General features: G+C 43.0%; 26 protein-coding genes, 1 tRNA gene and 3 pseudogenes (1 of these 30 only partly in view). 23 read left to right on the top strand and 7 right to left on the bottom strand.

What is annotated here, in order from left to right:
- Window positions 1-351, top strand: a pseudogene (locus A4V03_RS16385) (PstS family phosphate ABC transporter substrate-binding protein); it begins 592 nt to the left of the window's first position.
- A 21-nt stretch (window positions 352-372) separates the two neighbouring features.
- Window positions 373-1,118: pseudogene (locus tag A4V03_RS16380) on the top strand (hypothetical protein).
- A 93-nt stretch (window positions 1,119-1,211) separates the two neighbouring features.
- Here A4V03_RS16380 and A4V03_RS16375 read toward each other — a convergent pair.
- From A4V03_RS16375 to A4V03_RS16365, 3 genes and pseudogenes are all read right to left on the bottom strand, one after another.
- Window positions 1,212-2,849: an alpha-galactosidase D gene (locus tag A4V03_RS16375; protein WP_065540479.1), complete on the bottom strand. Its 1,638-nt coding sequence runs from the start codon at window positions 2,847-2,849 to the stop codon at window positions 1,212-1,214.
- A 107-nt stretch (window positions 2,850-2,956) separates the two neighbouring features.
- Window positions 2,957-3,029 (bottom strand) — tRNA-Pro (locus tag A4V03_RS16370).
- Window positions 3,030-3,581: 552 nt separating this feature from the next.
- A pseudogene (locus tag A4V03_RS16365) lies at window positions 3,582-4,682 on the bottom strand (DUF3945 domain-containing protein); the annotation flags it as partial.
- A gap of 1,474 nt (window positions 4,683-6,156) precedes the next feature.
- On the opposite strand from A4V03_RS16365, the gene A4V03_RS16355 reads away from it, so the two are divergent.
- Window positions 6,157-7,314 (top strand): site-specific integrase, encoded by a 1,158-nt coding sequence (locus tag A4V03_RS16355; RefSeq protein WP_065539648.1) that lies wholly within the window; start codon window positions 6,157-6,159, stop codon window positions 7,312-7,314.
- Window positions 7,315-7,605: 291 nt separating this feature from the next.
- The gene (locus A4V03_RS16350; protein WP_065539647.1) at window positions 7,606-8,220 is read left to right on the top strand and encodes an ISAs1 family transposase; all 615 of its coding nucleotides are present in this window, start codon (window positions 7,606-7,608) and stop codon (window positions 8,218-8,220) included.
- A gap of 106 nt (window positions 8,221-8,326) precedes the next feature.
- On the opposite strand, the gene istB is transcribed toward A4V03_RS16350, so the two are convergent.
- Window positions 8,327-9,100, bottom strand: a complete 774-nt coding sequence (gene istB, locus A4V03_RS16345) for an IS21-like element helper ATPase IstB (protein ID WP_065539093.1) — start codon at window positions 9,098-9,100, stop codon at window positions 8,327-8,329.
- Complete coding sequence (gene istA, locus A4V03_RS16340; protein ID WP_065539646.1) at window positions 9,090-10,655, bottom strand: IS21 family transposase; 1,566 nt, start codon at window positions 10,653-10,655, stop codon at window positions 9,090-9,092. The genes istB and istA overlap by 11 nt, the downstream gene beginning before the upstream one ends.
- A 189-nt stretch (window positions 10,656-10,844) precedes the next feature.
- Here istA and A4V03_RS16335 point away from each other — a divergent pair, with 189 nt between their 5' ends.
- Genes A4V03_RS16335 through A4V03_RS21055 form a run of 5 tightly spaced genes read left to right on the top strand, consistent with a single transcriptional unit; the run spans window position 10,845 to window position 13,406 of the window.
- Window positions 10,845-11,375 (top strand): tyrosine-type recombinase/integrase, encoded by a 531-nt coding sequence (locus A4V03_RS16335; RefSeq protein ID WP_236588609.1) that lies wholly within the window; start codon window positions 10,845-10,847, stop codon window positions 11,373-11,375.
- A gap of 3 nt (window positions 11,376-11,378) precedes the next feature.
- Entirely contained in the window at window positions 11,379-11,852 is a 474-nt protein-coding gene (locus tag A4V03_RS21375; RefSeq protein WP_236588610.1) for an Arm DNA-binding domain-containing protein, read from the top strand.
- Window positions 11,780-12,721 carry a site-specific integrase gene (locus tag A4V03_RS16330; protein ID WP_236588611.1) on the top strand — a complete coding sequence of 314 codons (942 nt, stop codon included), beginning with the start codon at window positions 11,780-11,782 and terminating at the stop codon, window positions 12,719-12,721. The genes A4V03_RS21375 and A4V03_RS16330 overlap by 73 nt, the downstream gene beginning before the upstream one ends.
- 2 nt (window positions 12,722-12,723) lie before the next feature.
- Window positions 12,724-13,098, top strand: a complete 375-nt coding sequence (locus A4V03_RS16325; protein WP_065539645.1) for a hypothetical protein — start codon at window positions 12,724-12,726, stop codon at window positions 13,096-13,098.
- Window positions 13,095-13,406, top strand: coding sequence for a hypothetical protein (locus A4V03_RS21055; RefSeq protein ID WP_065539644.1), 312 nt, complete (start codon window positions 13,095-13,097; stop codon window positions 13,404-13,406). Before A4V03_RS16325 ends, A4V03_RS21055 begins: the two co-directional genes overlap by 4 nt.
- 43 nt (window positions 13,407-13,449) lie before the next feature.
- Here A4V03_RS21055 and A4V03_RS16320 read toward each other — a convergent pair whose 3' ends face one another.
- Window positions 13,450-13,755 carry a helix-turn-helix domain-containing protein gene (locus A4V03_RS16320; protein ID WP_065539643.1) on the bottom strand — a complete coding sequence of 102 codons (306 nt, stop codon included), beginning with the start codon at window positions 13,753-13,755 and terminating at the stop codon, window positions 13,450-13,452.
- 53 nt (window positions 13,756-13,808) lie between these two features.
- A complete protein-coding gene (locus tag A4V03_RS16315) occupies window positions 13,809-14,120 on the bottom strand; it encodes a helix-turn-helix domain-containing protein (RefSeq protein WP_065540478.1) in 312 nt (103 codons plus the stop codon).
- 409 nt (window positions 14,121-14,529) lie between these two features.
- Here A4V03_RS16315 and A4V03_RS16310 point away from each other — a divergent pair, with 409 nt between their 5' ends.
- The 14 genes from A4V03_RS16310 to A4V03_RS16235 all read left to right on the top strand — a co-directional run bounded on the left by A4V03_RS16310 (window position 14,530) and on the right by A4V03_RS16235 (window position 25,289).
- A complete protein-coding gene (locus tag A4V03_RS16310; RefSeq protein ID WP_065539642.1) occupies window positions 14,530-14,997 on the top strand; it encodes a DUF3408 domain-containing protein in 468 nt (155 codons plus the stop codon).
- Window positions 14,998-15,276: 279 nt separating this feature from the next.
- Entirely contained in the window at window positions 15,277-15,696 is a 420-nt protein-coding gene (mobA, locus tag A4V03_RS16300; protein ID WP_065539641.1) for a conjugal transfer protein MobA, read from the top strand.
- A gap of 300 nt (window positions 15,697-15,996) precedes the next feature.
- Complete coding sequence (locus A4V03_RS16295; RefSeq protein WP_065540477.1) at window positions 15,997-16,368, top strand: BlaI/MecI/CopY family transcriptional regulator; 372 nt, start codon at window positions 15,997-15,999, stop codon at window positions 16,366-16,368.
- A 129-nt stretch (window positions 16,369-16,497) separates the two neighbouring features.
- A complete protein-coding gene (locus tag A4V03_RS16290) occupies window positions 16,498-17,133 on the top strand; it encodes a CatB-related O-acetyltransferase (protein ID WP_065539640.1) in 636 nt (211 codons plus the stop codon).
- A gap of 19 nt (window positions 17,134-17,152) precedes the next feature.
- The gene (gene bla, locus A4V03_RS16285; protein ID WP_084081174.1) at window positions 17,153-18,049 is read left to right on the top strand and encodes a class A beta-lactamase; all 897 of its coding nucleotides are present in this window, start codon (window positions 17,153-17,155) and stop codon (window positions 18,047-18,049) included.
- A 9-nt stretch (window positions 18,050-18,058) separates the two neighbouring features.
- Complete coding sequence (locus tag A4V03_RS21710) at window positions 18,059-18,625, top strand: zinc ribbon domain-containing protein (protein ID WP_236588612.1); 567 nt, start codon at window positions 18,059-18,061, stop codon at window positions 18,623-18,625.
- A gap of 11 nt (window positions 18,626-18,636) precedes the next feature.
- On the top strand, window positions 18,637-19,269 hold the full coding sequence (locus tag A4V03_RS21165; protein ID WP_201442234.1) for a hypothetical protein: 633 nt from the start codon (window positions 18,637-18,639) through the stop codon (window positions 19,267-19,269).
- Window positions 19,270-19,335: 66 nt separating this feature from the next.
- The gene (locus tag A4V03_RS16265) at window positions 19,336-20,124 is read left to right on the top strand and encodes a hypothetical protein (protein ID WP_065539639.1); all 789 of its coding nucleotides are present in this window, start codon (window positions 19,336-19,338) and stop codon (window positions 20,122-20,124) included.
- Window positions 20,114-21,898: a DUF4303 domain-containing protein gene (locus A4V03_RS16260; RefSeq protein ID WP_065539638.1), complete on the top strand. Its 1,785-nt coding sequence runs from the start codon at window positions 20,114-20,116 to the stop codon at window positions 21,896-21,898. The genes A4V03_RS16265 and A4V03_RS16260 overlap by 11 nt, the downstream gene beginning before the upstream one ends.
- A gap of 9 nt (window positions 21,899-21,907) precedes the next feature.
- Window positions 21,908-22,540, top strand: coding sequence for a hypothetical protein (locus tag A4V03_RS16255; protein WP_065539637.1), 633 nt, complete (start codon window positions 21,908-21,910; stop codon window positions 22,538-22,540).
- A 23-nt stretch (window positions 22,541-22,563) separates the two neighbouring features.
- On the top strand, window positions 22,564-23,166 hold the full coding sequence (locus A4V03_RS16250; RefSeq protein ID WP_065539636.1) for a uracil-DNA glycosylase family protein: 603 nt from the start codon (window positions 22,564-22,566) through the stop codon (window positions 23,164-23,166).
- Window positions 23,167-23,168: 2 nt separating this feature from the next.
- A complete protein-coding gene (locus tag A4V03_RS16245) occupies window positions 23,169-23,618 on the top strand; it encodes a DUF6194 family protein (RefSeq protein WP_065539635.1) in 450 nt (149 codons plus the stop codon).
- Between the two features lie 41 nt (window positions 23,619-23,659).
- A complete protein-coding gene (locus tag A4V03_RS16240; RefSeq protein ID WP_065540473.1) occupies window positions 23,660-24,340 on the top strand; it encodes a zinc ribbon domain-containing protein in 681 nt (226 codons plus the stop codon).
- A gap of 148 nt (window positions 24,341-24,488) precedes the next feature.
- On the top strand, window positions 24,489-25,289 hold the full coding sequence (locus A4V03_RS16235) for an AraC family transcriptional regulator (protein WP_065539634.1): 801 nt from the start codon (window positions 24,489-24,491) through the stop codon (window positions 25,287-25,289).
- Window positions 25,290-25,339: the final 50 nt, after the last annotated feature.

Genomic DNA, 25,339 nt, shown 5'->3' with positions numbered 1-25,339 from the left:
GACTATGTAGCGAAGAATCCTGATGCCATGGGAGTTATTGGAGTAAACTGGTTGGGCAACCGCAGTGATACGACCAATCTTTCTTTTCGTGAAGAGATCAGAGTGATGGCAGTCAGTGCTGAAGATGTGGCAACTCCTGCGAATAGCTATAAGCCTTACCAGGCCTATCTGTTCTACGGTAATTATCCGCTGGCGCGATCCATCTATGCATTACTGAACGATCCTCGAAGTGGGCTGCCTTGGGGATTTGCTTCTTTTATGACATCCGACAAGGGGCAGAGGATTATATTAAAATCCGGACTTGTTCCGGCTACACAGCCGGTGCGTATTGTCCATGTGAAAGACGAATAATAACTAAAATTAGAGACTATCATGAAACGAGTACAAATGTTTTTAGCTGGAGCGTTTATAGCTGTTGGGGCGCTCTATGCGCAATCATCTGATGCCGAATGGCGGGCGGAAGTTGCCAAATTGAAAGGAACTATCCAGACGAATCCGGCACAGGCTGCTGAAGAAGCCGAGCATCTGATAAAGGGTAAGAATAAAAAGAATGTGGAACTTTTGGTAGCTATCGGAAATGCGTATCTGGATGCTGACAAACTTCCCGAAGCGCAAGAATATGCAACTCTTGCCAGAAAAGCGAATGGTAAATCGGCTCTTGCTTCTGACTTACAGTTCCAAGTTGGCAGACTTTATTACGGTGCTGGTACGCAACCTGATTCATTGACAATCACTGTTGAAGAACGCAAGCAGGCGTTGATGTCTGCCGATTCTGTTTTCCACGCAATTGCGGAAGCAGCACCGGACAACTACTTGGGTAACTTTTGGAGAGCTCGTGCCAATTCTGCACTGGATCCTGAAACCACTCAAGGACTTGCGAAACCTTTCTATGAGGAAGTGGCTGCTTTATTGGAAAGCAAAAACGATCCTCATTACAATTCGGCTTTGGTTGAATGTTACAGTTATCTTGGATATTACTATTTGTTAGCGATCGAGAATCCGGCATTGAAGGCCGAAGCAAAGGCTAACAAAGATAAATCCATAGAATACTGGAATAAAATTTGGCTATAGACCCCGCTAATGCTACTGCTAAAAGGGCATTGGACGGCATCAAATAGTGAATAATTTTAGCTGTTTGTCGTGACAGGAGGAGTGGAGAGTGATCTTAGCTCCTCCTTTTTTTGCACTTTTTTCCTTTCTCTATATGGTTGTTACAACGCTTTTGTCAGAGTGAAACAATCGATATCCGGTGCCCAGTTGTAACTATTACCCATGCGAATGGTGTTGTAACCGGCTTTTAGTTCAACGGGAACTGTAATTTCGTGATGGTTATTATCTTCTCCCAAAGAATCTATTCGGGTAATAATGCCGTTGACATCCAGTTCTATTTGGCGTCCTTTACCGTATAAGTAATGGATAGTCATGTTGTAGCGTCCGCCATCTTCGCTGTACACTTCCTTCCATTCGGCATAATTTTCCGGTTGTCCACCCAGAAAACCTACTTTCATTTTGCCGGAAGCTTCTTTGTCATGGGCATAAAGAATACCTTTAGAATTTTTGCCTAGGTCGTTGAAAAGAGGCAAGTAAGCCCATTCCGCTTCGTACAAAGTCGGTTCCAGGCGTGTTTCGCCTTCCATGCGAAGGAACATGGCACTGTGTGCCGGAAGCGTTTGTTCGAATATGCCGGAGAAGCTGCCTAAATCGCTATGTTTGACGAGATCACGCACTTTTACGTTTCCTCCAAATTCCAGTGAAGAGAACGGGACGGAGAAACTGCATACAGTATCGGAAGGATTGTAGAGAGCCACAGCGCGCACATTGCCACGTTTCTGCTCGATATCTTTCACAAGAACGTAACCTTCATTTTCATGTTGTGCTACGTATGCCTGCAAACCTAGCGGGTCTTGGTTGAGGGCAATCAATTCTTTGTTTTTCAGCAGTTCGAGGGAAGACTCCGGTATGTTTTCCAGGTTGCATCCGATAAGCAAAGGAGAGCTCATGATACACCATAAACCGAAATGAGCTTCTTCCTCTGTCGGGGTAAGACCTTGTCCGCCCACTTTGCTGTTGTTGCGGAATCCGATAACCATCATATCCATGTCATTGTAATGTCCGTTGCCGGCATAGGCAGACAGGTAAAGATTCTTGCCGACTACATATCTTAATGAGCCCCAATGTGCATTAATATCACCGCTGATACGCCAGGAGGTTGCTGCGTCTTTAGCCCAAGTGCCCGGGAAGGCCCATCGGCAGATATTGATGGAAATATCTTTGTTCACTTTGTCTATATTGTTCCGGATTGAAGTGTAGCGTTCTTTTTCATTAAGTCCCAGCTCCTCTCCTCCGCAATAGTCAATTTTGATAAAGTCGAAACCCCAGTCGCCAAAGTATAACTGGGCATCTTGCGGTTCATGTCCGTAGATACCTGCTCCTATACCTGCAGTATCATTGTCCCACATGGAGCCGCACGTACTATTACCCGCATCGGTATAAAGGCCGGCTTTCATTCCCAAGCTGTGAATATGTTCCGCCACCGGTTTCATACCGTTCGGGAAACGTTTCTCATTTGCAAGCATTATTCCGTTTTCATCGCGTTTTCCGAAATAACCATCGTCAACATTGACATAATGATATCCGACATCTTTCAGACCTTTTTCTACCATCAGGTCAGCCTGGTGTTTGATAATGTCTTCATTGATGTCTACGCGAAACGCATTCCATGAACTCCATCCCATGATAGGAGGATTGATTGCCTTTTCATTTTCTGAAAGAGTGGTTTGAGTTTTTGTGCAACTGATGCACATAAAAGAAGCTATTGCTACTGTAAAGAAATAAATCTTGTTTTTCATGATATAATAGGTTGGTGTTTCTTGCATTGCCGTCCCGATTTCGTCCCGGTGACTAAATAAAAATAAAGGGTAACTTGCTGTATTCCAGAAAGCTACCCTTTGTTCTGTCGGAATGAGGCGACTCGAACGCCCGACCCCTACGTCCCGAACGTAGTGCGCTACCAACTGCGCTACATTCCGATTGCTCAAGATTAATAAGTGGAGCAATGAAAAACCACTTGCTTAGTATCTTAAGTTAGTTGAAAATCAGTAAGATTTTTAAACCTAATAACTTTAAATGTATCACTCTACACTCTGTTATAGGAGCTCTTTTTATTTCAACGGTGCAAAGGTATTATTATTATTTTAAATACGCAATACTTGTGAACTATTATTTTTTAGACTTTCAGCGATGTACATGTAAAAATTCAGTTTGCCCCCAATATGTTATTGATGTACACCATTCAAATATAATGAACTTATCTCGTTGCAAGATGAATTTAAATATGTAATTTGTTTACTGTGAAAATTACGAAATCCAACATGAATAAAGATACTCGAACACAGCATGATACGGTTAAAAGGTTTGGTGCTCCTTGTTCCGAATTAAATTAATAGCTTATCTGCTCTTAATTTAATTCGGAGCAGATAAGCTGAAATTTTTTTCTACATTGCTTATGGTATATAATTCCAGTAGTTCATATTGGTGATTATCTCGACTATAATTTTCCGGTCACCTCTTCTTATCTGGTCGGAGTCGAACGGCTTTCCGTTTTTTGAGGTCATTCCGTCCACATATACTGGTTGTCCTTCCTTCAGCGCGTTTATTTCATCCGCTGTCAGCCTGATGCCTTTCACTTCACTTGGTATGTATACGTTTTCCTGCCGTACGGCAACCAGTTCGTTGGTATTCTTGTCAATGGAGATGAGACAGGGTGTATAGGATCCCCCGTTCAGGTTCAGTTCCGCCACCCGTCCCATGTTTCCTGTCTCACGGAGATTCTTCTTGTCCTCTTCCGTGAAGATGTGCCCGAAATAGGGTCTTTCTAGCTCCGGTTCCTTGCGGATGCCGTGGATACCCAGACCGATCTGCCCGTCCGGCATGGTGATGAATGAGAGGCGTGCGTCCAGTTTGACCCTGGCACCTGTCAGCGTCAGTGTCAGGGGAACCAGTTTGTTGGTTTTGTATCCTTTCAGCATGGAATCCAGCAGTCCCTATTGTTCGAGGGAAGTTTTGGAGACGCCCATCTTTTCCAGTGCGTCCCAGTTTACCATGTTCTCGTCATAACGGTAGCGTGGTGCCTGCTGTTCCTGTGGTTGTCCTGTTGAAACTGTCGGTTGTGGTGCTTGCTGTGGTACCTGTTCCTGCGGGTTTTGTTTTTGTTTCTTTGCCATCGTTTCTGTTTCTTTTTCGTTCTTACTCTGTTCCTTGTTTTCTCTCGGCCGGATTTCGTAGCGTTTGAGGAACTCTTTTACTACGTCCGTTTCCTTGCCTTGTGACAAATCCCTGATTGACTGTTTGTTCTGCTTGTAATCATGGACGGTCATTCGTATGAGCCGGAAATGTGTCGGTTCCTTGAACTGGCTCCAGAAGTTCTTGATGAAGTTTTCGAGGATACTGGAGTTTTTCTCGAATTTCAGAAAGGAGTTTTCGTTCTTTTCTTCGGCAGGAACCGTTTGAGCTTTTCCTTCTCCGTCAATTTCGCTGACGGCTTGCACACCGGCTTTGGGGTCCTCCTTGTTGTGGACAAACAGTAGTTCGTTGATTTGTTCCACATAGGGCTTTTCTTTGGCGGATTTCTGCGTTTTGCGTGTCCGCTTCGGTTTTTCTTTCACTTCTTTTTCTTGTGCCATGATCCATCATTTTGAGATTAATGTTTTCGTTTGACAGCTCAAAAATAATGGCTGAAATTGAATAAAATGCTGATTCTCAAAATGGTGACATCACGTGTCGTTAGATGTCAGCAGATGTCAGTCAAAGGGGAAAGATGATGGTAAGCGTCTCTGCGATAGCATATAGCGCATCTCAAAAACGACTTTTACATAGATCAGTAAAAAACGAATTATGATAATAGAAAATTCTGATCCGGTTCCCTTAAAATATCTTACGTTATTGGAAGTTCCTAAAAAGAGCTGACGCAGAATCCTAAAAAGTCTTTGGTATCATTCTGTGAAAAACATTCAATAAATGATCATTTCAACAGATGGTTTTGCCCCCTCAGAATAGACTATGTAATGAAGTATGCCTGGAGGCTGGCCAGTCTCCAAATTCAAATGAATTGTACTTAAACAGCTCCGAATTATTGAAGACTGAACTGAATAATGATATTAATCTATGTCTCGTTGATTTTTGTGAAAGGCACAATATCGATTATAGGGGAATGGTGAATAGGCTGGTAACTAACAATATGTATTTTTTCTATATATGGGGCAAATATGCGCTGTCAAAGGCATAGAGATTCCCAAGGACAACAGCTAACCTTATATTCCTCCTCCTTTCAACGGGGACAAGGCACAAGCAAGACTCGGGAAGACACTGGATAAATACCGAAAATAACTGGATTCCAATCCATGTTATTCGCTGAAAGTTCATTGCACCAGAATGGGAATAAATTATTGTGATATGTCACGCTGGATGAGATTAATGAAGGTTATTGTCAGACAATTGTAAAAGGCGTAAGATTCAATACGAAAATTCCCCGATAATCTTCCATGTTCATGGTTCAGTTTTGGTTCAATGGAGGCCCTCGCTCAGATATGTTTAGAGGTGTGACTATCAGCTGTCCTGATGGGAAGAGCATTCATGTGGAGGAATGTTCCGTTATTGAATTGTGTACTTCTATACACTTATGATAAAGACCAAAGACGAAAATATATACTCCCAATTATATTTGAACTATCAGAAAACAACCAGTACTTTTTCTTTCCAGAACCTGTCCGCATGAGTTGTGGTATTGATGTTTTTTCCAAATCGGTTTATATCCATCCTATACTTTCATTGGTTTCAGGGAATATATTCATTTTTTATGTTGACAACAAAATTATGTTGGTATTGACCTATAATATCTTTAAATAGAAATACTAAAGTTTTTTTATCACAACATAATAATCTTGCATGTTTCATATCTTTATGTCAAGGAACTGCCACTAGCGGCAGCATCAATCACATGTACGAAAGACTTTATGTTACAGAATCCAAGTTGCGGGTGCATCTTGATTCTCCATTGCTAAAAGAACGCAGAGTATTTTTAGAAGAAAATGCGAACATGGGTAAATCTAAAGACCGGTTACGGATATTAGCGTCCTATATTTTTACGCTACGCATGCTTTGCATTTACACGACGGGGAAAATGATATAGTTCCTATTGAGAATATCACCAAAGTATGCCATGATTATCGGATGCATTATTCAGATCATTTCCATAAAGTCTGCATAGCGAGTGAATTAAATGAATTTACAGATGCTTTTCGCATTATTTATTCATGGCTTTTCTCTTTAAAACTTTTAGAGCCTAAGTTCATGGATAAGGATTCTATCTTTTGTAGGTTATTTACAAGCATCCACTTTAGGCTAAAATATATTGCAGCTCCACATTATGAAGAAAGGAAAAGGCATCTGGAGACTTTGGAAAAGGATGGAGTACCGAAGGCTTACATTAGAGAATATGCAGAGCAACAGCTTAATGTCATCAAGCAGTTTAAACTTGAACAAAAGCCTATAAGACATAGCTTCTCCACTGATGAAATCATTGATGCGGCCCGTTGTTTTGGAGAGTTATCAAATGGGATATCTGTTCGCAGTAGATATCAGCGTTTCAGAGCTGTCTGTATGAGTTGGTTCTCATTCATGGAAGTTATCACAGGAAAAGATAAGAGTTATCCCGGCTCTAACTATGTGGACATGTTCTGTGAATGGCATCTCACCTCCAAAGGAAGCTCTGTCGGCGCTACGGTACATATATGTCAGGAATTAGATAGATTCTTTGCTTATATCAACTCAAAAAGCGTAACGATCAACTTATTGACCGCGGCTTGTATCGACGGATATATTGAAACTTATCAATCCGCATGTTTCGCACGTAAGACTGTGGCCAGTAAGGTGTCAATTTTGAGGACTTTTCTCAGATATCTATATAACAGAAGTATCATTAAAACAGACATGTCATCATACCTCATAAGCCCCCGAATTTATACATGTGAGATTCTATCTGTTTCTCCAAACGAGAATGACCTTAATCGAATCTCTCATTTTTATGATGGTAACACTCCCTCTGCCATTAGAAATAAAGCTATACTTCTTTTACTTAGAGCCTGTTTAAATTTTCCTGAGATTATGTTAGATAGGCTTTACCGACCAGTTTTTATTCGTCACATAGTCTCCGTCATGCTCCTCACAACAACAGAAAATATACTCGAAAGCAACTCTCAAAACTGTGTCGGGCAAAACTCGGAGCAGGCTCTTAATAACCCACTTTTCATTCATTAATAGAAAAGTTCTCTTTCATTAATTGTAAACTTCTTATTATCAGCATGTAAACTTATTTTTCATTAACCGTAATCTATAAACGCAAGCTTCGTTTATAAAAACAAAGGCTTTGATTATAAAAACGAAGCTTGCAATCAGGGCAGACGCATTATATTTTGTCTATCAATTAGTCAACTATTATCTATATTTCATTTTTATTATTTGTCTTATTATTAATCTATTAATATTTTGTATATTAATTATTTATTTGTATTTTTGTTGTATTGAATTTAAACAAAAATAAACCCTAAAATGAGCTTAATTAGTCTTTGTAAACAACTTGAAGATCCTCGTATTGACCGAAAAAAAGAACACTCTTTGGAAGTCATCGTTTATATAGCCTTGTGTGCTGTAATCTGTGGAAGTGAAAGCTGGAATGAAATAGAACGGTTCGGTATTTGTAAGTTTGACTTCTTTAAACGTCGTTTTCCTGATTTAGTAAAGATCCCAAGTCATGACACTTTCAATCGTTTTTTCAGTTTACTCAAACCCGGTTATTTTGAATTGGTCTTTCGTGATTGGGTATCTGAGCTTTGTGGTAAGTATGAAGGGGTTGTTGCTATAGACGGTAAAATGCTTCGTGGAGCAAGTAAGTGCAGCAAAGACAATCCCTTTGGCAAAAAAGGATTCAAGCTTCATATGGTTAGTGCCTGGGCTGTTTCCAATGGAATCAGTATGGGTCAGGTAAAAGTAGATGATAAAAGCAATGAAATCACCGCTATTCCTTCTCTTATAAAATCTCTGGATTTGCAGGATTGCATAGTGACAATTGATGCTATTGCATGCCAAACAGATATTGCCGAAGTAATAATAGAAAATAATGCAGACTATATTCTGGCATTAAATGGAAAATTTAAAGTCGATTGACCCACTATTATACTCTAAATTGACCCATCAAAAAAATATTAGATTTAAATAAAGAAAATGCATTTTAACCCGGGTCATTTTCAATTATAATAATCTACAATATATACTATTTCTTTTTAGCATTAATCTTTCTTACAGAATCCCCGGTAAGTTCAATCTTGTGTGCTGTATGTACAATTCTGTCCAGGATTGCGTCAGCTACTGTAGGATCACCAATTGCATCATACCAGCTTTCGACAGGAAGTTGTGATGTTATTATGATTGATTTTAATCCGTGTCTGTCTTCTATTATTTCCATAAGGATTGACCTTTCCCTGGCATCCAGTCCTATAAGAAACAGATCGTCAAGAATCAGCAGTTGACACTTTTCTATTTTTTTCATCTCAGATTCTATAGTGCCCTTGTTTTTGGCAATTTTAAGCTGTCCCATAAGCTTTGACGCATTTGAATACAAAGTCTTTATTCCATTCTTACATGCCTCATATCCTATGGCTGAAGCTATATAGCTTTTACCTGTACCGGAGCTTCCCGTGATGAAAACATTCTGTCCGTCTCTTATAAAATCAAGAGATGCAAGTCTCTCAAGCTGGTTACGGTCAAGGTTACGTTTTATGGTATAGTCTATTTTTTCCATATATGCCTTATATCTGAAGTTTGCAGACTTTATCAGTCTCTCAATGCTTACATTGCGTCTGTAATCATATTCGCTTTCAAGAAGCCATTTAAGAAACTCATCGTTTGTCATACCATCAGAGGATGTGGTCCTGCAGTCATTTCTATATGTTTCAAGCATACCGTAAAAACGTAACTTGGAGAGTAGTTCCATTATTCTGTCCATATTTTTTCCGACAGTTCTGCTTGTTTTATTATTACTTGTCATTTTTATCCATGTTTTTAGAGTTAAAATAATCCTTGCCTCTGAGATTTCTGTGTTTGGGGGTAAGTTCTGGAGCCTGTCCCTCCATCTGTACATGATACTTCTCATCTTCCCTGTTTACCAGAATACTTTCAAGTTCGTTGTATCCGAACATACCGAATTCCATTGCCACCTGACATGAAAGAACCACCCTGTCATGTCCGAAACGCTCCACAAGACTTAATATGCCATCGGCTGAACGTACGGCCTGGACCGGATATTTCTTGGCAACGGCCACACGCTTTATGTACTCTTCCAATACCGGATCAATTCCACATGCCTTGCGGTATATATCATCCATTCTGATTCTGTATTCATGTAGCACTCCCGAAAGTTTGTGGGACGGTTTTTCTGAATAAGTGAAAGGTGTATCATCCTTTCGATGTGTCGTTATGTGTCTGAACTTATGATATATCTCCACTGTGTCCCCATCATACAGTAATTCTACAGTATCGCCGATATACTCTTTAGGAACACTGTAATAGTGATTGTTAAGCGATACATAACTGTTTCTCATGACAGTTGCCGTTTTCCGGCTTTTTGATATAAATTTTGTTGCCGGCAATGTATGCAGCCTGTCTTTCTCGACTTCGAGGAAACGTTCCCGACGGCTGTAGTTGCGATTGTACATCTTTCGGCTGTTCAACGCATCCGTATGCTTCATTATTTCTATGTTCAAGGCTTCAAGATCATTGAATTTCAATCCCGTCATCTTTGAATACACCTCCCTGTAGAGCAGTCTTACAGCATTCTCAACCAGAGCTTTGTCTTTAGGCTTTCGTACTCTTGCCGGGAAGACAACACATCCATAATGGTCTGCAAATGCAGCAAAGTCGTCATTGATTACAGGTTCAATACCTCCAGGCTTTGTTACGGCTGATCTCAGGTTGTCTGGAACTATGGCATTGGGGACACCTCCAAAATAATGGAAAGCATTTTCACATGCCTGGATAAGGTGTTCTTTCTTTTGTGATGGTACAGCCTCGTAATAGGTAATCTGGCTGCATGGAAGTATGGCGGCAAATACTTCTACGGGAACCTTATTGCCTGTTCTTTCGTATGAGAGATAAAGTTTGTCACCGGCAAAATCCACATACATCTGATCACCGGCTATATGATCTATGCGTCCAACAGGAATCTTTACTTCCCTTTCTCGTCTGATATACAAACAAAAAGAACAGTAGCTGTAACCTTGTGGACGATTTTTAAGATATTCCTCATACAAGGACCTTCTTGTTGTCCCACGGACCTTAAGTCGTTTCATGTAATCAGGTATACGTTCTTGAAGATACTTATACTCTGCAGATCCAGACGATTCTTTGTCAGTCTCCGTACCGAAAAGCTCATGCAGATGCTGCTCGTCCATTTTCAACAGACGCTCAAGTTCTATACCCATATCTTCGTATATACGGATATAACGTTTGACTGTATTACGTGAAACAAGGAGAGAAGAACTGATACCGCGGATACTCATTCCTGACTGATAACACCGCAGTATGTGCTTGATTCTTATTTTCATTCTTTAAAATTTTATTCGGTTAATAATACCGGGTTAAAATGCTTTGTAAAGTACGAAAACAAGACTGAAATATGGTAATTATATAGGGGCAATTTTTATTATAATCACAGCGGATCAGTTTCGGTTATAAAGGTGGGTCAGAAGACTTTTATAATAGTGGGTCAATCGACTTTAAATTTTCCACTTGATATGCAAAACACTGTGTATGAGCGCAAACAAAACGGTGAGGGTTTCTTTTCATTGCCTGCCGTTACCTATTCCCGTTTCGGTAACTGCCCGGCTAACGGTTTGGTAACTGAACAACCTCAATATTCCGTTATTATTTGCATTTTCTCCACTTGGCAGAATGCTGAAACAAAGCTCATTTCAAACGGTTTACGTTTTATCTTCACCTGTCCGCTTTTCCTTGCACAGCCTATCACTTTCCATCAGGCAAGGCACACCTTCGGAAGCATCATCTGTCTGTCACAGGGGATTCCGATAGAGACCGTCAGTAAAATCATGGGGCATCGGCATATCACCACCACACAGCGGTATGCGAAAGTCACGCAGGATAAAATAGACAAGGATATGGACGGTCTGAACGATATTATCGGGGGCAAGTTTACCTTATCGGGCATTGACACTGCTCCGTCTCCAATTCTGAAGGATTATAGCCAACGTAAAGTCAATCCGAGCATGAAGCAAAGAGAGTACATAACCAAAATGATGGAGGGGTAAGCCATGCGAAGCACATTCAAACTGTTGTTCTATATCAACCGCCGGAAAATAAAGAAAAACGGCAGATGTCCGATTATGGGACGGGTCACCCTTGACGGGAAGATAAGCCAGTATTCCACAGGGTTGGAAATAGAGCCTGACTTATGGGATGCAAAAGTGGGCAAGGCATTCACGGACGGCCGTAAGACCGGAAACATCACCGGCGAAAAAAGAAATGAGTTGAACAGGCTGAACTCATTATTGGAGGCTTTGGAGGAGAAAGCGAAGGCCGCCTACAAAAGAAACGTGGACTCTTATGGCTTCGTCTCGGCAGAAATCATCAAGAATGCCGTCACCGGGAAATCGATGTCAAAGAGACATTGCTGTCCCTGTTTGACGGACATAACGGGGAATACGCCAAACGTGTGGGCATTGACCGGACAAGGCATTCCTACGTCCGTTATCTTATCACCCGCAAGCATATATTTAACTTTTTGAAATTCAAGTATGATTTGGAGGATATTCCGTTACGCTCACTGACGATGAAGTTCATGACCGACTTCACGTTCTATTTCTCTACCGTACTGCGGTTAAAGGTGTCTGCCTACAATGACTACCTTATCCTGCTACACAAGATGACACGGCTGGCGTTGAAGAAGCACATACTCAAGCGCGACCCGTTTGCAGGGCATAAGATTGAGAAAGTGCCTGTCAACCATCGCCACCTGAACAGGGAACAGTTTGAAAAGCTGCTCAATGCCAAACTGCCCACCTACCGCCTGTGCCACACGCGCGACCTGTTTGTCTTTTCGGTGTTCACTGGCATCGGAAGGGCAGATCTGGCAAACCTGACGGAAGACAACATCGTCACAAAGGAAGACGGTTCCAAATGGATTCACATCGCACGGCAGAAGACCAAGGCGGAGTGCCATATCAAACTTCTTGACATACCTCTCCGCATTATCGAAAAATACAAAGGGGAAGGCAAGGACGGAAGATTGTTTTACGTCCCGCAGACCTGTAACCTGTGCCGCAGCCTTAAAATCATAGCCGAACAGTGCGGTCTGGGATGTCACCTGACATTCTATCAGGCGAGGCACAGTTTTGCGACCCTTATCTGCCTGAGCAACGGGGTTCCGATAGAAACCATCAGCAAGATGATGGGACATTATTCCATACGCACCACCCAGATATATGCCGAGATAACCAACCACAAAGTGAGCAGGGATTTGGAAACCCTGTCTGAAAATACCAAAGGCAAATATGCGTTGCCCGATGACGGTATGGCGTCACGGGTGTTCAAATGCAGAAATTACAGCGGTTGGAAAAAGGAGTGTGCATCAAATGATGAAACTAAAATCAAGTGACAATGAATAGAGGAATAATAACAATCAGTGAAACGGGTGCGGTCACGATGCCGACCGTATCCGTATGTATGACGCAACAAGAGATAGCCGACCTGTTCGGGGTGTTCTCATGCGATGTCCGTAAGGCGATTCATACCATTTACAAGCACAAGGAACTGAACGAACTTGACACGATGAAGTATCTCAAGCAACCGGATGGCATAAGTTACGATGTCTATAACATTGAAGTGATTATAGCCGTTGCATTCAGGATATGCAGTAAAGAGAGTGTCTTGTTCAGACGGTTTATAATAAATGAAATTAGCACTATTAAGAAAGCTACACCGATTACACTGTTTGTTGCCAGCGTCAGAGGTAATAACCGATGGTATAGTTGAGGTTCATTCCGTCAGCCACTCGTTCCCGATGCACGGATGCAAAGGTAGCGTATGGCTTGATGGCAGCGGCAAGGTCGGGCGGCAAGCCGTTTCGGGCAGAATCTTCCTCAAACGAGTTTGAGCGTATTCAACCCGAAAACCTTGTCACTGCCTGCCACTCGCTTGAAGAGCATCCGGCAACGGAAACAAGCGAGCGACTGGCGGGAAATCAGAAGAAAGAAGAGAGGAGCGACTTACAGACGAAGCGGAATTTTGATGCTCCGTCTGTAAGCCGCTCCTTTCTCTTTTTGCCGAAAGTCCATTGCTGACGCAATCACAGGGCAGACGGCAAACTGCGCTCCTTCAAGAAAATCAGGTTGCCGTCTGTCGGTAAGCGGAGCGGTAGCAGCCAGCCAGCATCCTTTCGATGTCAGATTCACGGTAGAGTATTTTACCGCCTAACTGGATATAGGCTATGCGCCCTTCGTTCCGGTAGTCCTGAAGTGTCCGGCGGCTCACTTTCAGCCGTGCCGACACTTCCTTGTCAGTGAAGAAACGCTCTCCGTTCAGTGTCGGGCGGTAATTGGCGGTCAGATGCTCGAAGCTGTCCAAAAGACGGTCGAGACTGCCCATGAAGTGGATTATCCACTCGCTGTCCTTGTTAATCAGTTCATTCATGTTACTTTGGATTTAGTGGGTATTGTTAGTTTACTTCGTTCATTTCATCAAGTTTATATAGTTCTTCCTTTGAACTTTGCTTCTTTGCGCCTGTCCTCCACAACGGAAACAATACGCTGCACGTCTTCGGGACGGTAATACGTCTTGTGGCTTATCTGCGAGTAAGCCAGCGTCCCGTTGTCCCGAAGCGTCTGCAATGTGCGTGGGCTGATGTTGAGCATCCGGCACACGTCCTGATTGTCCATCCACTCGCCCATTGTCTTCTCTCCGTGCCGCCGGCAGATGGCATCCATGCGACTGACGAAACGGTCGAACTTGGCGACCATCGCCTCAAAGGTCTTTCTTTCAATTGATACGATTTCCATATACATACTTTTTATTGTTACTGTTTCTTTTGCCGCAAAGGAATACATAATCTGTTATCCGGCAATGGATTTCCCGGAAGTGGAAGCATGTGGCACAGGTTGGTAGAGGTTGGCACAGATTTGGAGTATATTCTTAATCCCGGAAATCAGCAATGTATCAAGATTGAAAACAAGGGCTTAATTCAAACCTGACTGTAATCGCACCTTTGTTCTTCCGGCTATTCACGTCCGGCAAATCTGTGAAGTCCTCACCAATATCTCTGTCACCATAAAGCAAAGTCTCACAATACTGCCTGATTGAATCCAAGTCGTTGACTGACTGCACTAAAGTATCTTACTTTACTTGCGATAATCGGTCAAGGCACAGACCAAGACCACAGTAATAACTTAATCAACCTGTTTTATGACAATGAAAAGAGAACCAAGTATCAGTGAGCAGCAGGCTCGTGAAATCGTGGAAAGAATGGGACGCAGGGAATCCCGTAGTGAAAAGTCTATGGACGACTTCTACAAGAACATCGGTCTGGATTCGGGACAGCTGGCACAACCCGGCAAGACCATCACGAAAAAAGCGGAAACAGCTACGGTGGATGAACCGTCAGGCAGAACGCCCGAAGAAGTGGCAGTGCCACAGAAGCGTGTCAGCAGCAAACAACGCAGGCTGTCGCTGGACGAGTACCGTACCGCTTACCTGCAAGTTCCCAAGATAACCGACCGCAAGCCCGTGTTCGTCAGCGGTGAGGTGCGTGACCGGCTGGACGGGATTGTCCGCCGTCTCGGCGGGCGTGGCATGAGCGCATCGGGACTTATCGAGAACCTCGCCCGCCTGCACCTTGAAACCTACCGGGAGGACATCGAGCAGTGGCGCAAACTCTGAGCGAATTACGGTAGAACCAATCAAGTCGGTGGATATACTCCATCGGCTTGACCGATATTCCAAATGAGTTATTATACTCACAAACCAATCCGACAGGCGGAGGATTCTTGTGTCTTCAAAGACACAGCAAGGTATATTTTCAGTTACCCGAATAATTCTAAGTAACTGAAAACACCTTCACCGCCGTGGGTAGAATTATCCTCCGCAGTCGGATAATTTCGGGGTTCCTTAATCAAAGATTAAACAATGGATGAACCATTAAATTAAAAGAACAAGAGAATGGAAAAGAAGAGCAAGTACGGGAGAAATCCCAAATTGAACCCGAAGACGCACTGCGTGATGGTGCGCTTCGATGATGAGGAATGGAACAAATTTCTCACGATGTACGAAGAATCACAGGTGTATGCGAAAGCTGTTTTTCTGAAGGCGCATTTCTTCGGGCAGAAGTTCAAGGTGCTGAAAGTGGACAAGACGCTGGTGGACTACTACACCAAACTGTCGGACTTCCACGCCCATTTCCGTGCCATCGGTACGAACTACAATCAGGTCGTTAAAGAGTTGCGCATCCATTTTTCGGAGAAAAAGGCGATGGCGTTGCTCTACAAGTTGGAGAAACATACCATCGACCTTGTGAAGTTGAGCAAAGAAATTGTGGAACTTTCAAGGAAGATGTATGCTAGGTGGGAACAACAGAATTGAAGAAAGTAGCCTGATAAATGAACAAAGTTCGTCAAACAACTTCATTGCCGATCATGTCATCATCGGCGGCCGGGGTTTCAATTCAAGGATGAAAACCATCCGAAAGGGATAAAAATGTATATAAAAAAATGAAGTAAGCGGAATAATTATCTACATTCTCTTGCTTCATTTTCATTTATTAATCTATAAATTTCATTGTCGTAATAATAACGTTTGCTTATAAATCATAAAAATAGCCGTATTTGCTTGGCTGACTAATTTATTTAGACTAATTTTGCATATACCAAATTTCATTTTATGATGGAACAACTTACCAAGCGTGAAGAAGAAGTGATGAATAAGTTTTGGGAGAAGGGCGAAGCTACCGTTAAGGAGATTATCGCCACTTATCCCGAACCTCGTCCAAGCAGAACCGCCATATCTACATTCGTGAAGTTTCTTGTTGATAAGGGCTTTTTAGACCACAAGCCGGCAGGAAACAACGGATTCATCTACTATCCCCTTATAGAAAGAGAGGAGTATTGTGGTAACAATCTGAAAAATGTCGTTCAGCGATATTTCAACAATTCCATTCGTGGAGTGATAAGCACTCTTGTAAGGGACAGGAAAATGTCAGACGATGAAGTCCTGGAGTTGATAAATCAGGTGATAGAAGGCAATCGCCAAGAATAGAACTGATTATTATATGGAAGTCAAGAGCGTTATTGGCATTAATGGTGATGCGCAGGAAGATGGCAATATTTATCATTATTTGCACATATTGAATATAAATGAAATAGAACGGCTCAAATAGTTTTAGATATGAACCAAACAGAGATATATCCTCGTTCTGGTGATAATCAGACTGTCTATCTTAAATCAGTCATAACGCACCAGAATATTGAAGTCGGAGATTTTACCATTTACAATGATTTTGTGAATGACCCTCGTGACTTTGAGAAGAATAACGTGCTGTATCATTATCCTATAAATCATGATCGTTTGATTATCGGAAAGTTTTGCTCAATAGCCTGCGGAGCAAAGTTTATATTCAATTGCGCCAACCATACCCTGAAATCGCTTTCTACATACACGTTCCCACTTTTCTTTGAGGAATGGGACTTACCGAAATCTGATGTTGTGTCTGCTTGGGATAACAAGGGCGATATTGTAATTGGCAATGATGTGTGGATTGGATATGACGCTATAATAATGGCTGGAGTGACCATCGGTGATGGTGCTATAATTGGCACACGAGCTGTTGTCACAAAGGATGTCGAGCCATACTCGATTGTTGGCGGTGTTCCTGCAAAGGAAATACGAAAACGATTCTCTACAGATATTATAGCCCGATTGCAAGAACTCCAATGGTGGAACTGGGACGCAGATATAATTCGTAATTCAATCAAAGCTATTCAAGACGGGGATTTAGGTTCATTAGACTGTCATTTTATATGAGGGACAAAACGCATTCAAAATGAAGATATTACTGATTATAATAACATTTCTGACTTTTATATCGCCTGCTTTCGCTGGTGGAAACAAGGCGATAGAGAATGCTTTGCACGAGTATATCAAAGGGAAAGATGCCCGTATAGGTGTCGCGGTCATTATCAATGGCAAAGACACCGTATCTGTCAACGGCAATCGGGATTTCCCTATGATGAGCGTAGTCAAATTTCCGCTGGCTCTGACGGTAGCGCACTGGATAAATACTAACGGTATGTCCCTGAACGATACCGTAACATTCAGCGAGAAGGCTATGAAAGAGGATACCTATAGCCCGATGCTCAAAAAGTATGGTAAGAACCGAAATACCATAACTATAAGAGAACTGCTTGAATGGTCTTTGGTTGAGAGTGACAACAATGCGGCAGACATACTCCTGCATCGCGTCGGTGGAACATCGGGAGTAACATCAATAATGAGGCAAATGGGTATCTCTGATGAGATTGTAATCGGAGCCTCGGAAGAAGATATGCACCGTGATCCATACCTAAGCTATCTTAACCGTACCACACCTTTGGCAATGGCGCAGCTATTTGATAGGTTTTACCACGAATTGAGAAACGCATCACAGTCATATTCTGAAATATCCGTCATGCTTGAACAGTGTCGCACGGGGCTTGACAGGCTTGCGTTCCCCCTTTTGCCTACTAATGCCCTGATAGGACATAAGACAGGTACGGGATTTCCGACACCCGAAGGTCGCATATCCGCAGTAAATGATTGTGGATATGTGAATTTGCCTAATGGTACAAGATATTCTATTGCCGTGTTTGTTGCTGATTCCAATTACGACATAGCAACGACCTCAGCCATCATTACTGAGGTTTCTAAGATTGTCTTGGAAGGTTTGATTAAACAAAAATAAGATAAGAATATGGAACATAAATTTTGTCAAAGCTGCGGAATGCCGCTGACTACAGACAACAAAGGTACTAAGGCTGATGGCAGTCGCAACGAGGATTACTGTATCTACTGCTATAAGGATGGCAGATTCACACAAGACTTCACTATGGAGCAGATGATTGAACATTGCGCTCAGTTTACCGACGAGATAAACAAGGAGTCAGGACAGACCTTGACACAGGAGCAGGCAAAAGACATGATGCGTCAATTCTTTCCACAACTCAAACGCTGGAAAAACCGGACAGCCATGTTTATTGCAATTCTGACATATAAAAAACCGCTTGAAGAAGTCGACCGTTTCCTTCAGGCACATCGTGACTATCTTGCTGAGCACTATGCGGCTGGCGATTTCATCGCATCCGGTCCGCAGGCTCCCCGCGTGGGCGGTGTAATATTGATAAAGGCCGAAAGCCGTGCAGTGGTTGATTCTATCATAGAGCAAGATCCGTTCAACATCAATGGTGTTGCTGACTACCGGATTGTGGAGTTTACTCCGACAATGTTTGTAGAATCAAGCCTTTCCGACATACTAAAATAAGTATTATACTGATGGTTAATAAAAGATCTATAATTATTTGGCTGGCAATCACAATCCTTGTGATGTTAGCATTGCCTTTTGCCGTTGCCCGGCTTGCGTCTGAATGTTCCGGAATGGCACTGTGCATGATGCTTTTCTTAATTGTGAATCCTATTTATTCTGCGATTCTTGGTTATCGCTGCGGGAAAGACATAAAGAAAATGTGGAATCTTCCATTGGTGTCAGCCGTAGCGTTTCTTGCCGGGACATGGATTTTCTTTGACATACATGAATTATGGTTTGTCGTCTATGCAATAGTATATCTTGCAATAGGTTGGATAGCAATGGCTATAAACAAATATATAAATAGCTCAAATAAGAGAAATGATATATACCCGTTTTCAGACGCGCCAAATACCGCTGTTTTTATATGTAGTCACATATTGGACAGTGGAGAAGATATATTATTTGTTTCACACGATACGGATGATGGAGCATGGCAATTTCTTTGTGACAAAGAACATAATGAAAGCGACGCAAGGATAGTTTCATTAAAGTATGTATTGAATTTAGATCCGACTATCAGCAACCTGAATGATTTACCTCTTGGTTATTGTGCACAACGAAAATCCAAGAGTGACAAGTGGGTAATTGCAAAGAATTAAATTATGCCATACATATCAATCGAGAGCGGCAAACTGACCGCTGAACATAAAAACCGTTAATTGAAAATGAGCAACGATACACGAGACATCTTTTCCGGACTTAAAGCCCGCAAGCCACAATATGTGCTGGGCACAAAGAACGGGGATATACGCACATCAAACGTGACCGAGGAAAAGATCCTTGATGCTATAGACGACATTGAGGATAATGAATGCGTATACCTTGAAAAATGCGTGCCGGTGGTGTTAGTCAGCTCTGCAAAGGCATACTCAATTGATTACTTTAAGGATAGCAGTATAGCGGTATGTTTTATGGTCAACGGGTATATGCTGCGAATGTGGCGGTCGGACGTTGATTGCGACATGGCCGCCGATATCATGTGTGACTTCTTCCGCACCGCATCGCTCCCTGATATGACCGGCTGGCACTGCCAGAAAATCCATCCCGAGCAAGAAAAGGCAGAGACGAAACTATGTGTTGACGGCGAGGATTTCCGATACTTTGATATGGCGGATGTGTTCTGTGCTTTGGAAGATATCATAGAGGGCAAATCGCTATGGATGCTTTATGATTTCACTAAAGGCGATGGCGGGTATATCAACATCAGCAGGCGTGACAATGATACCGCTCCGACCACCGGATATAAAGTTGAATATGTAAGGTGGTCGGAGCCGGTGCCTATTGGTTACAGAGGTGTTATTTTTGATGTCGGTCTCCTGCGGAACTGGCTGTGGAGTCTGATTGATGGCGAGAGATTGCCCGATCCTCTGAGCTGTTGGGAGGAGTTTGACGTAAACGATTATTTTGGAAGACTGGTATTCAGATTTTTAGACGAAGAGAAAGATGAAAGGTAAATATAGCAGGCAGTTGAAAACGGCAGTCAAGCTGATTTGGTCAAGTTTTGACCGCGATGAAATACGCCGGGGATACTCAATACTTATACTGGAGGCGCAAAAGGGCGATGCAGATGCGCTGGCATTCATAGCCCGCTGCTTCATGGGTGAGTCGTATGTGTGGCCGCAGGCAGGCTTCAAAGCTGACGATGAAAACGCATCGAAGCTGATGCAGAAGAGCGCGATGATGGGCAGTGCCACGGGCGTTCTTTGTGCTGCGCGAAGCGCAAACCTCACCCCTTCGGTGGAACGTGCAATGCCGTTCGCCTCGTTTAAGGAAGCGTTTGAGGAGATTCTCGGTCAGGCAGAGCGTGGCGACGCCTTCTGCTGCTACATGGTCGGCAATGTGTATTATTGGGGCGACTATCTGCGTGTCGAGCCAGACTATGCCAAGCAATTCAAAGACGAAAGCGACTATAACGCATGGGCCTGGCCGATAGCAAAGGTGTGGTACGAGCGCAGTTTCGACGGCGGGCTTTGTGCCGGATGGGGCAATTACTGCGACATACGCAAATCCGGCCTCTGCGAGATTGCGCAAGATGTTTATGAGAAATATTACTTGAAGCTGGCGGATATTTCACCCGTAATCTGCAACAACTACGGCTATTATCTCCGCACCGAGAAGGGCGACTCATACGGTGGGCTGTTGCGATATGTGGAGGCTGCCCGCAGGGGCGACCCACAAGCCGCATACAATGCAGGGCATATCTACGAAGCCGGTGAAGAAGTGGATGAGAATATCGACCTTGCATATCAACTCTATGAAATGGCTGCCAAATGCGGACATCCCGCAGGACAATTTGAGGTAGGATATTATCTGTTTGAAGGCTTCGGTGATGTGGAGCAGGACTACGCCAAGGCTGTGGAATGGTTTGAAAAGGCATACCAAAACCCGAAATGCAGCGAGACCACCCGGACGCAGACCGCCGCCTACCTCGGTTTATGCTATCAGGAGGGGCTGGGAACAGTTCAAGACGACGATGTGGCATTCGAGTATCTTCATGAAGCCGGGGAAGACATCGACAATCTATGGGAGTCAATAACCGTCAAGGTGCTCACCGCACTCGGCGTGGCGTATGCCTTCGGATGTGGCACCGAGGCGGATATTGAGTTGGGATACCAGTATTTTGAGGATGCTGTAAAACTCGGTTCGGAAGAAGCCAAAGAGTATATCGGCTATATCAACTCGCCCGACTTTGAAGCCCGCGAGCGGAAAAAAGAAGAACCGGCCACTCCCGTAGCCCCGTTCTGGCAGGAAGTGACTGAAAAAATCAGAGATGCGGTTACAACTGACCTGCGCGAAATTCTTGGCCGCATAGATGATGAGCACATATACACTGCCGCCTTGGTCACCGACAGGTATTGCTGCTCTCTTTTTCTCGCTGTGAACACGTTGGAGTACCTTCAAAGCGAAGACGAAGAACCCGATGACGAGAGCAAATGGCATCCGGATGAATGGGGATATTCCGACGGACATGGCAGCGAACTGGTGAAGCTCAGCAAATCGCTGTGGGAAAACCACGCCACTTTGCCGGGCGAAGCCTTTTTCTTCAGCGCAATGATATCAGCGATGGCGCAGGTCAAAGGCTCGGGAATATTCGGAGAAGGCACCGAAGAAATCACATTCTTCATTTCAATATCGGATGATGAAGATGCTGAAAATCTCGAAGACTCGTCAGCCATGACACTGAACAGCCCCGAACTGGCAGCAGCTTTTTTGAATAGAAACAAGTAACATCATATTATGGCATATTATACTGTTTACTGGCCTCAGGACTGGTTGGACGAACTAAGAAAATCAAATGACACAGGGCCTATAAAAGTAGTGTTTGGCAGCATCCACTCAAGGATGCCATCAATAGCATCAATAAAAGAGGGAGATGTCGTATTTCCGGTCTCATTGCTCGACCGGCATCTCTACATAATGGCAAGATTGGAAGTGACTCATAAGGAAAGAGCCTTCGACTATTGCATAAGAGAACTCGGAAATCCTTACAGGTCTCTTATTCCCGGAGGTGTTGTCGTTAAGGTCTCTGACGCATTCTTTTGTGCAAAAGACGTTTCTTATAAAAGTCTCCAGAGTGTGCCTGAGAATCTCACGATGATTATTCCCGGCGACAAACCCCATTGCAAGCATCAGGAACCGTTTAATTGCTGTGCCGAATGGGCAGTATGGGGAGAAAATGGCAGTGTTATCCAACCGCGCCTCATTCCTGATGAGGTTGTGCCACTTCTTAGATTCGGTTATCCGAAGAGTAAAGAGAAGCCATTACGAATCAATTCAAAAGGAGTTGTGTTGGCTCAAAGTATAGCTGCAACCCGGCGTTTGTCGGAGGAATCTGCAATGTTTTTTGAAGAAATCTTTGAAAACAGCTAAATTCGTTTAACCTCAGGAGAATCATGAATATAAAGTCGGAACTACAACAACTCTGTGGGGATACCCAAAATCTACGGCTTAATGACGTAAATATTGAGCCGGAAACGATACAGGCAATCATGATAAATGAGGTTGTCCCGTCATGTCCGGAAGATGATTTCTATGGGAAACCGGATTCCGCGTATATGTCAACGACAATTCCGATGTTCAGAAAAGCAGGAATAGAGATAGGTTCAGTACAAGACATTCTGAATAATGGAATTTACATTACTAATGCTGTCAAGACTCCTAAAACCGAATATGCAGTTTCAAAGGAGAGCATAGAGGATAGCCTGCCCTATCTGGAAAAAGAGCTTGCTTTGTTTCCAAACGTCAAGGTTATCATGCTTATGGGGGATGTGGCAAAGAAAGCCTTTAATATGATATGCAAGAAGGCGACCAAAAAAAATGCCGTTCCAAGTATATCTACTTACAAGTTACGTAATACAGAGATTTTCTATAATGGAATACGCATTATGCCCTCTTACATTATGACCGGCCAGAACATTCTGATTGAAAAGTCAAAATTCGAGATGGCATCGAAGGATATAGAAACGATGTACAGGTTAATTAAATGTTTTGATTAAAGATGGCTATTGCACCTGATGATATTTTGAAATATTGCCTTGACAACCTTGAAGGGACGGTCGAAGTAAACAGTTGGGGCGAGCGTGGGATTTTCTACAATCCGGATGGAGTGTTGAAACGTGGGGTTTATATCTTGACGATAAAAGAAAAGGATGGCGACAATGATCGAGCTTCCCACCTTGACCGCAAGGATGTGTGGCGAATAAATATAGGAGTCAGAAAACAGACTTTCCGCACTTTATTCGGAGAACTGCCCAAACGTCCATGTAAAGGTTGCATTGTAGATATGCCGTATGAATTTACCGCAAAGGATGTCATTATGCCGCATCCGGTTTATGCGTGGATGGGCTGGATTTGCGCTTTAACCCCATCTGAAGCGACGTTTGAATCATTAAAACCTTACATCCTTGAATCCTACGAATACGCAAAAGAGAAATTCAAAAAAAGATGACGGGATAGTGAATTGATTATTTGAAAACGATGATAGAACATATGGAACAAAAACTTTGTCAAAGCTGTGGTATGCCTCTTGTTGAGGGTATTATCGGCACAAATTCAGACGGCAGTAAAAGTAAGGACTATTGTGGCTACTGCTACAAAGGAGGTGTTTTCCTCCAAGATTTCAACATGAGCCAGATGATAGAGTTCTGCACTCAGTTTACCGACCAGATTAACAAGGAAACGGGTTGGAATCTGACGCCCCAACAGGCAAAGGCTCAAATGCAACAAATCTTCCCAACACTCAAACGCTGGAAAGAGAAAGATGAAAGAAGTTTGATTGAAAAAGCGATCCATCTTCTTTCCCAATGCAAAGAGGTTACGCTGGCATCGGTCAATGCGGAGGGTTTTCCTCGCCCTGTGCCATTGGATAAAATTCACTCGTTAGGATGCAATGAAGTTTGGGTAGTGACCGCAGCAGACTCCGAAAAGGTAGCCGATTTCAGGCTCAATCCCAAAGCCGGGCTTTCCTATTCATTTTATGGCGACAGTGTTGCTTTGCGCGGCACAGTCGAAATCATTACGGATGATGTAACCCGCAAACGGATGTGGCAGGAGTATTTTATAAATTATTTCCCCGGCGGTCCGGCAGATCCGAACTATGTGCTTATCCATTTTATCGGAAAAGAGGCTACCATCTGGATAAACCGCGAGTTTGCTCACATTACCATATAACACATAAATTATGAGAGATTCGGAACAAATGTATCCGGTCGTTTTTACAACAGCTATCATTCAGAGGAATTTACGGTTGAGTGAGGCATATAACACCAATGTCTGTTTTTTACTATCATTGGAAATTGTCATGTTGTAATTTTACGGGATGCAGACATTCAGAATCATACAGCCAACGCCTGCCCTGAAACCGTTCATACGGTATTACTGGATATTGCAGGATAGTACCTCAGGCATAGTGTCGCAACGCACTTTGCCGACAGGCTGTATATCACTTGTGTTCCATCGAGGCGAAAGGCTCAAAGTCACGAACCGTGATGAATTGCAACCGCATAGTTTTATTTGCGGTCAGGAAAGCGGTTATTCAGATGTGACTTCAACCGGTGACATCGAAATGATAGTGGTGGTATTCCAACCTCATGCGGCAAAAATATTCTTTCATATGCCAGTCACTTTACTGCGTGACAGGAATGTGGCGGTTGCGGACATTGAAAATCCAGCCTTGCGTGATTTGGCACACAGAGTTGAAGACAGTGAAAATCACGACATCTGCATTGAACTGATAGAGAATTATTTCTATAAGTGCCTGATGTACGGGACACCTTATCATCTGCCACGACTGGCGGAAGTGGTACGTCATATCAACAATTCCACTCAAACAAATATCAGGGCACTTTCGAATATTGCGTGCCTGAGCGAAAAGCAATTCTCCCGGATTTTCTCGGAAAACATAGGAACGACACCCAAAGATTTCATGCGTATAGTCAGGTTGCAACGTACCTTATCTGTCATGCAGCATAATCAGGGAATAGGTTTTGCGCAGCTGTCATACGAATGTGGGTACACCGACCAATCCCACATGATTAAAGAATTCAAGCTATTCTCCGGCTACACACCGAAAGAGTATATTGCTCGATACTCTCCTGTTTCTGACTATTTTACATTCTGAAAAATAGCGTTTATACAGCCTTGTATTTGGTTGTCACCGATTATTTTTAT

It is taken from the genome of Bacteroides caecimuris (assembly GCF_001688725.2).
Classification (GTDB): domain Bacteria; phylum Bacteroidota; class Bacteroidia; order Bacteroidales; family Bacteroidaceae; genus Bacteroides; species Bacteroides caecimuris.
The sequence above is the reverse complement of the archived record's forward strand: the minus strand, read 5'-3'. Positions and strand labels throughout refer to the sequence as shown.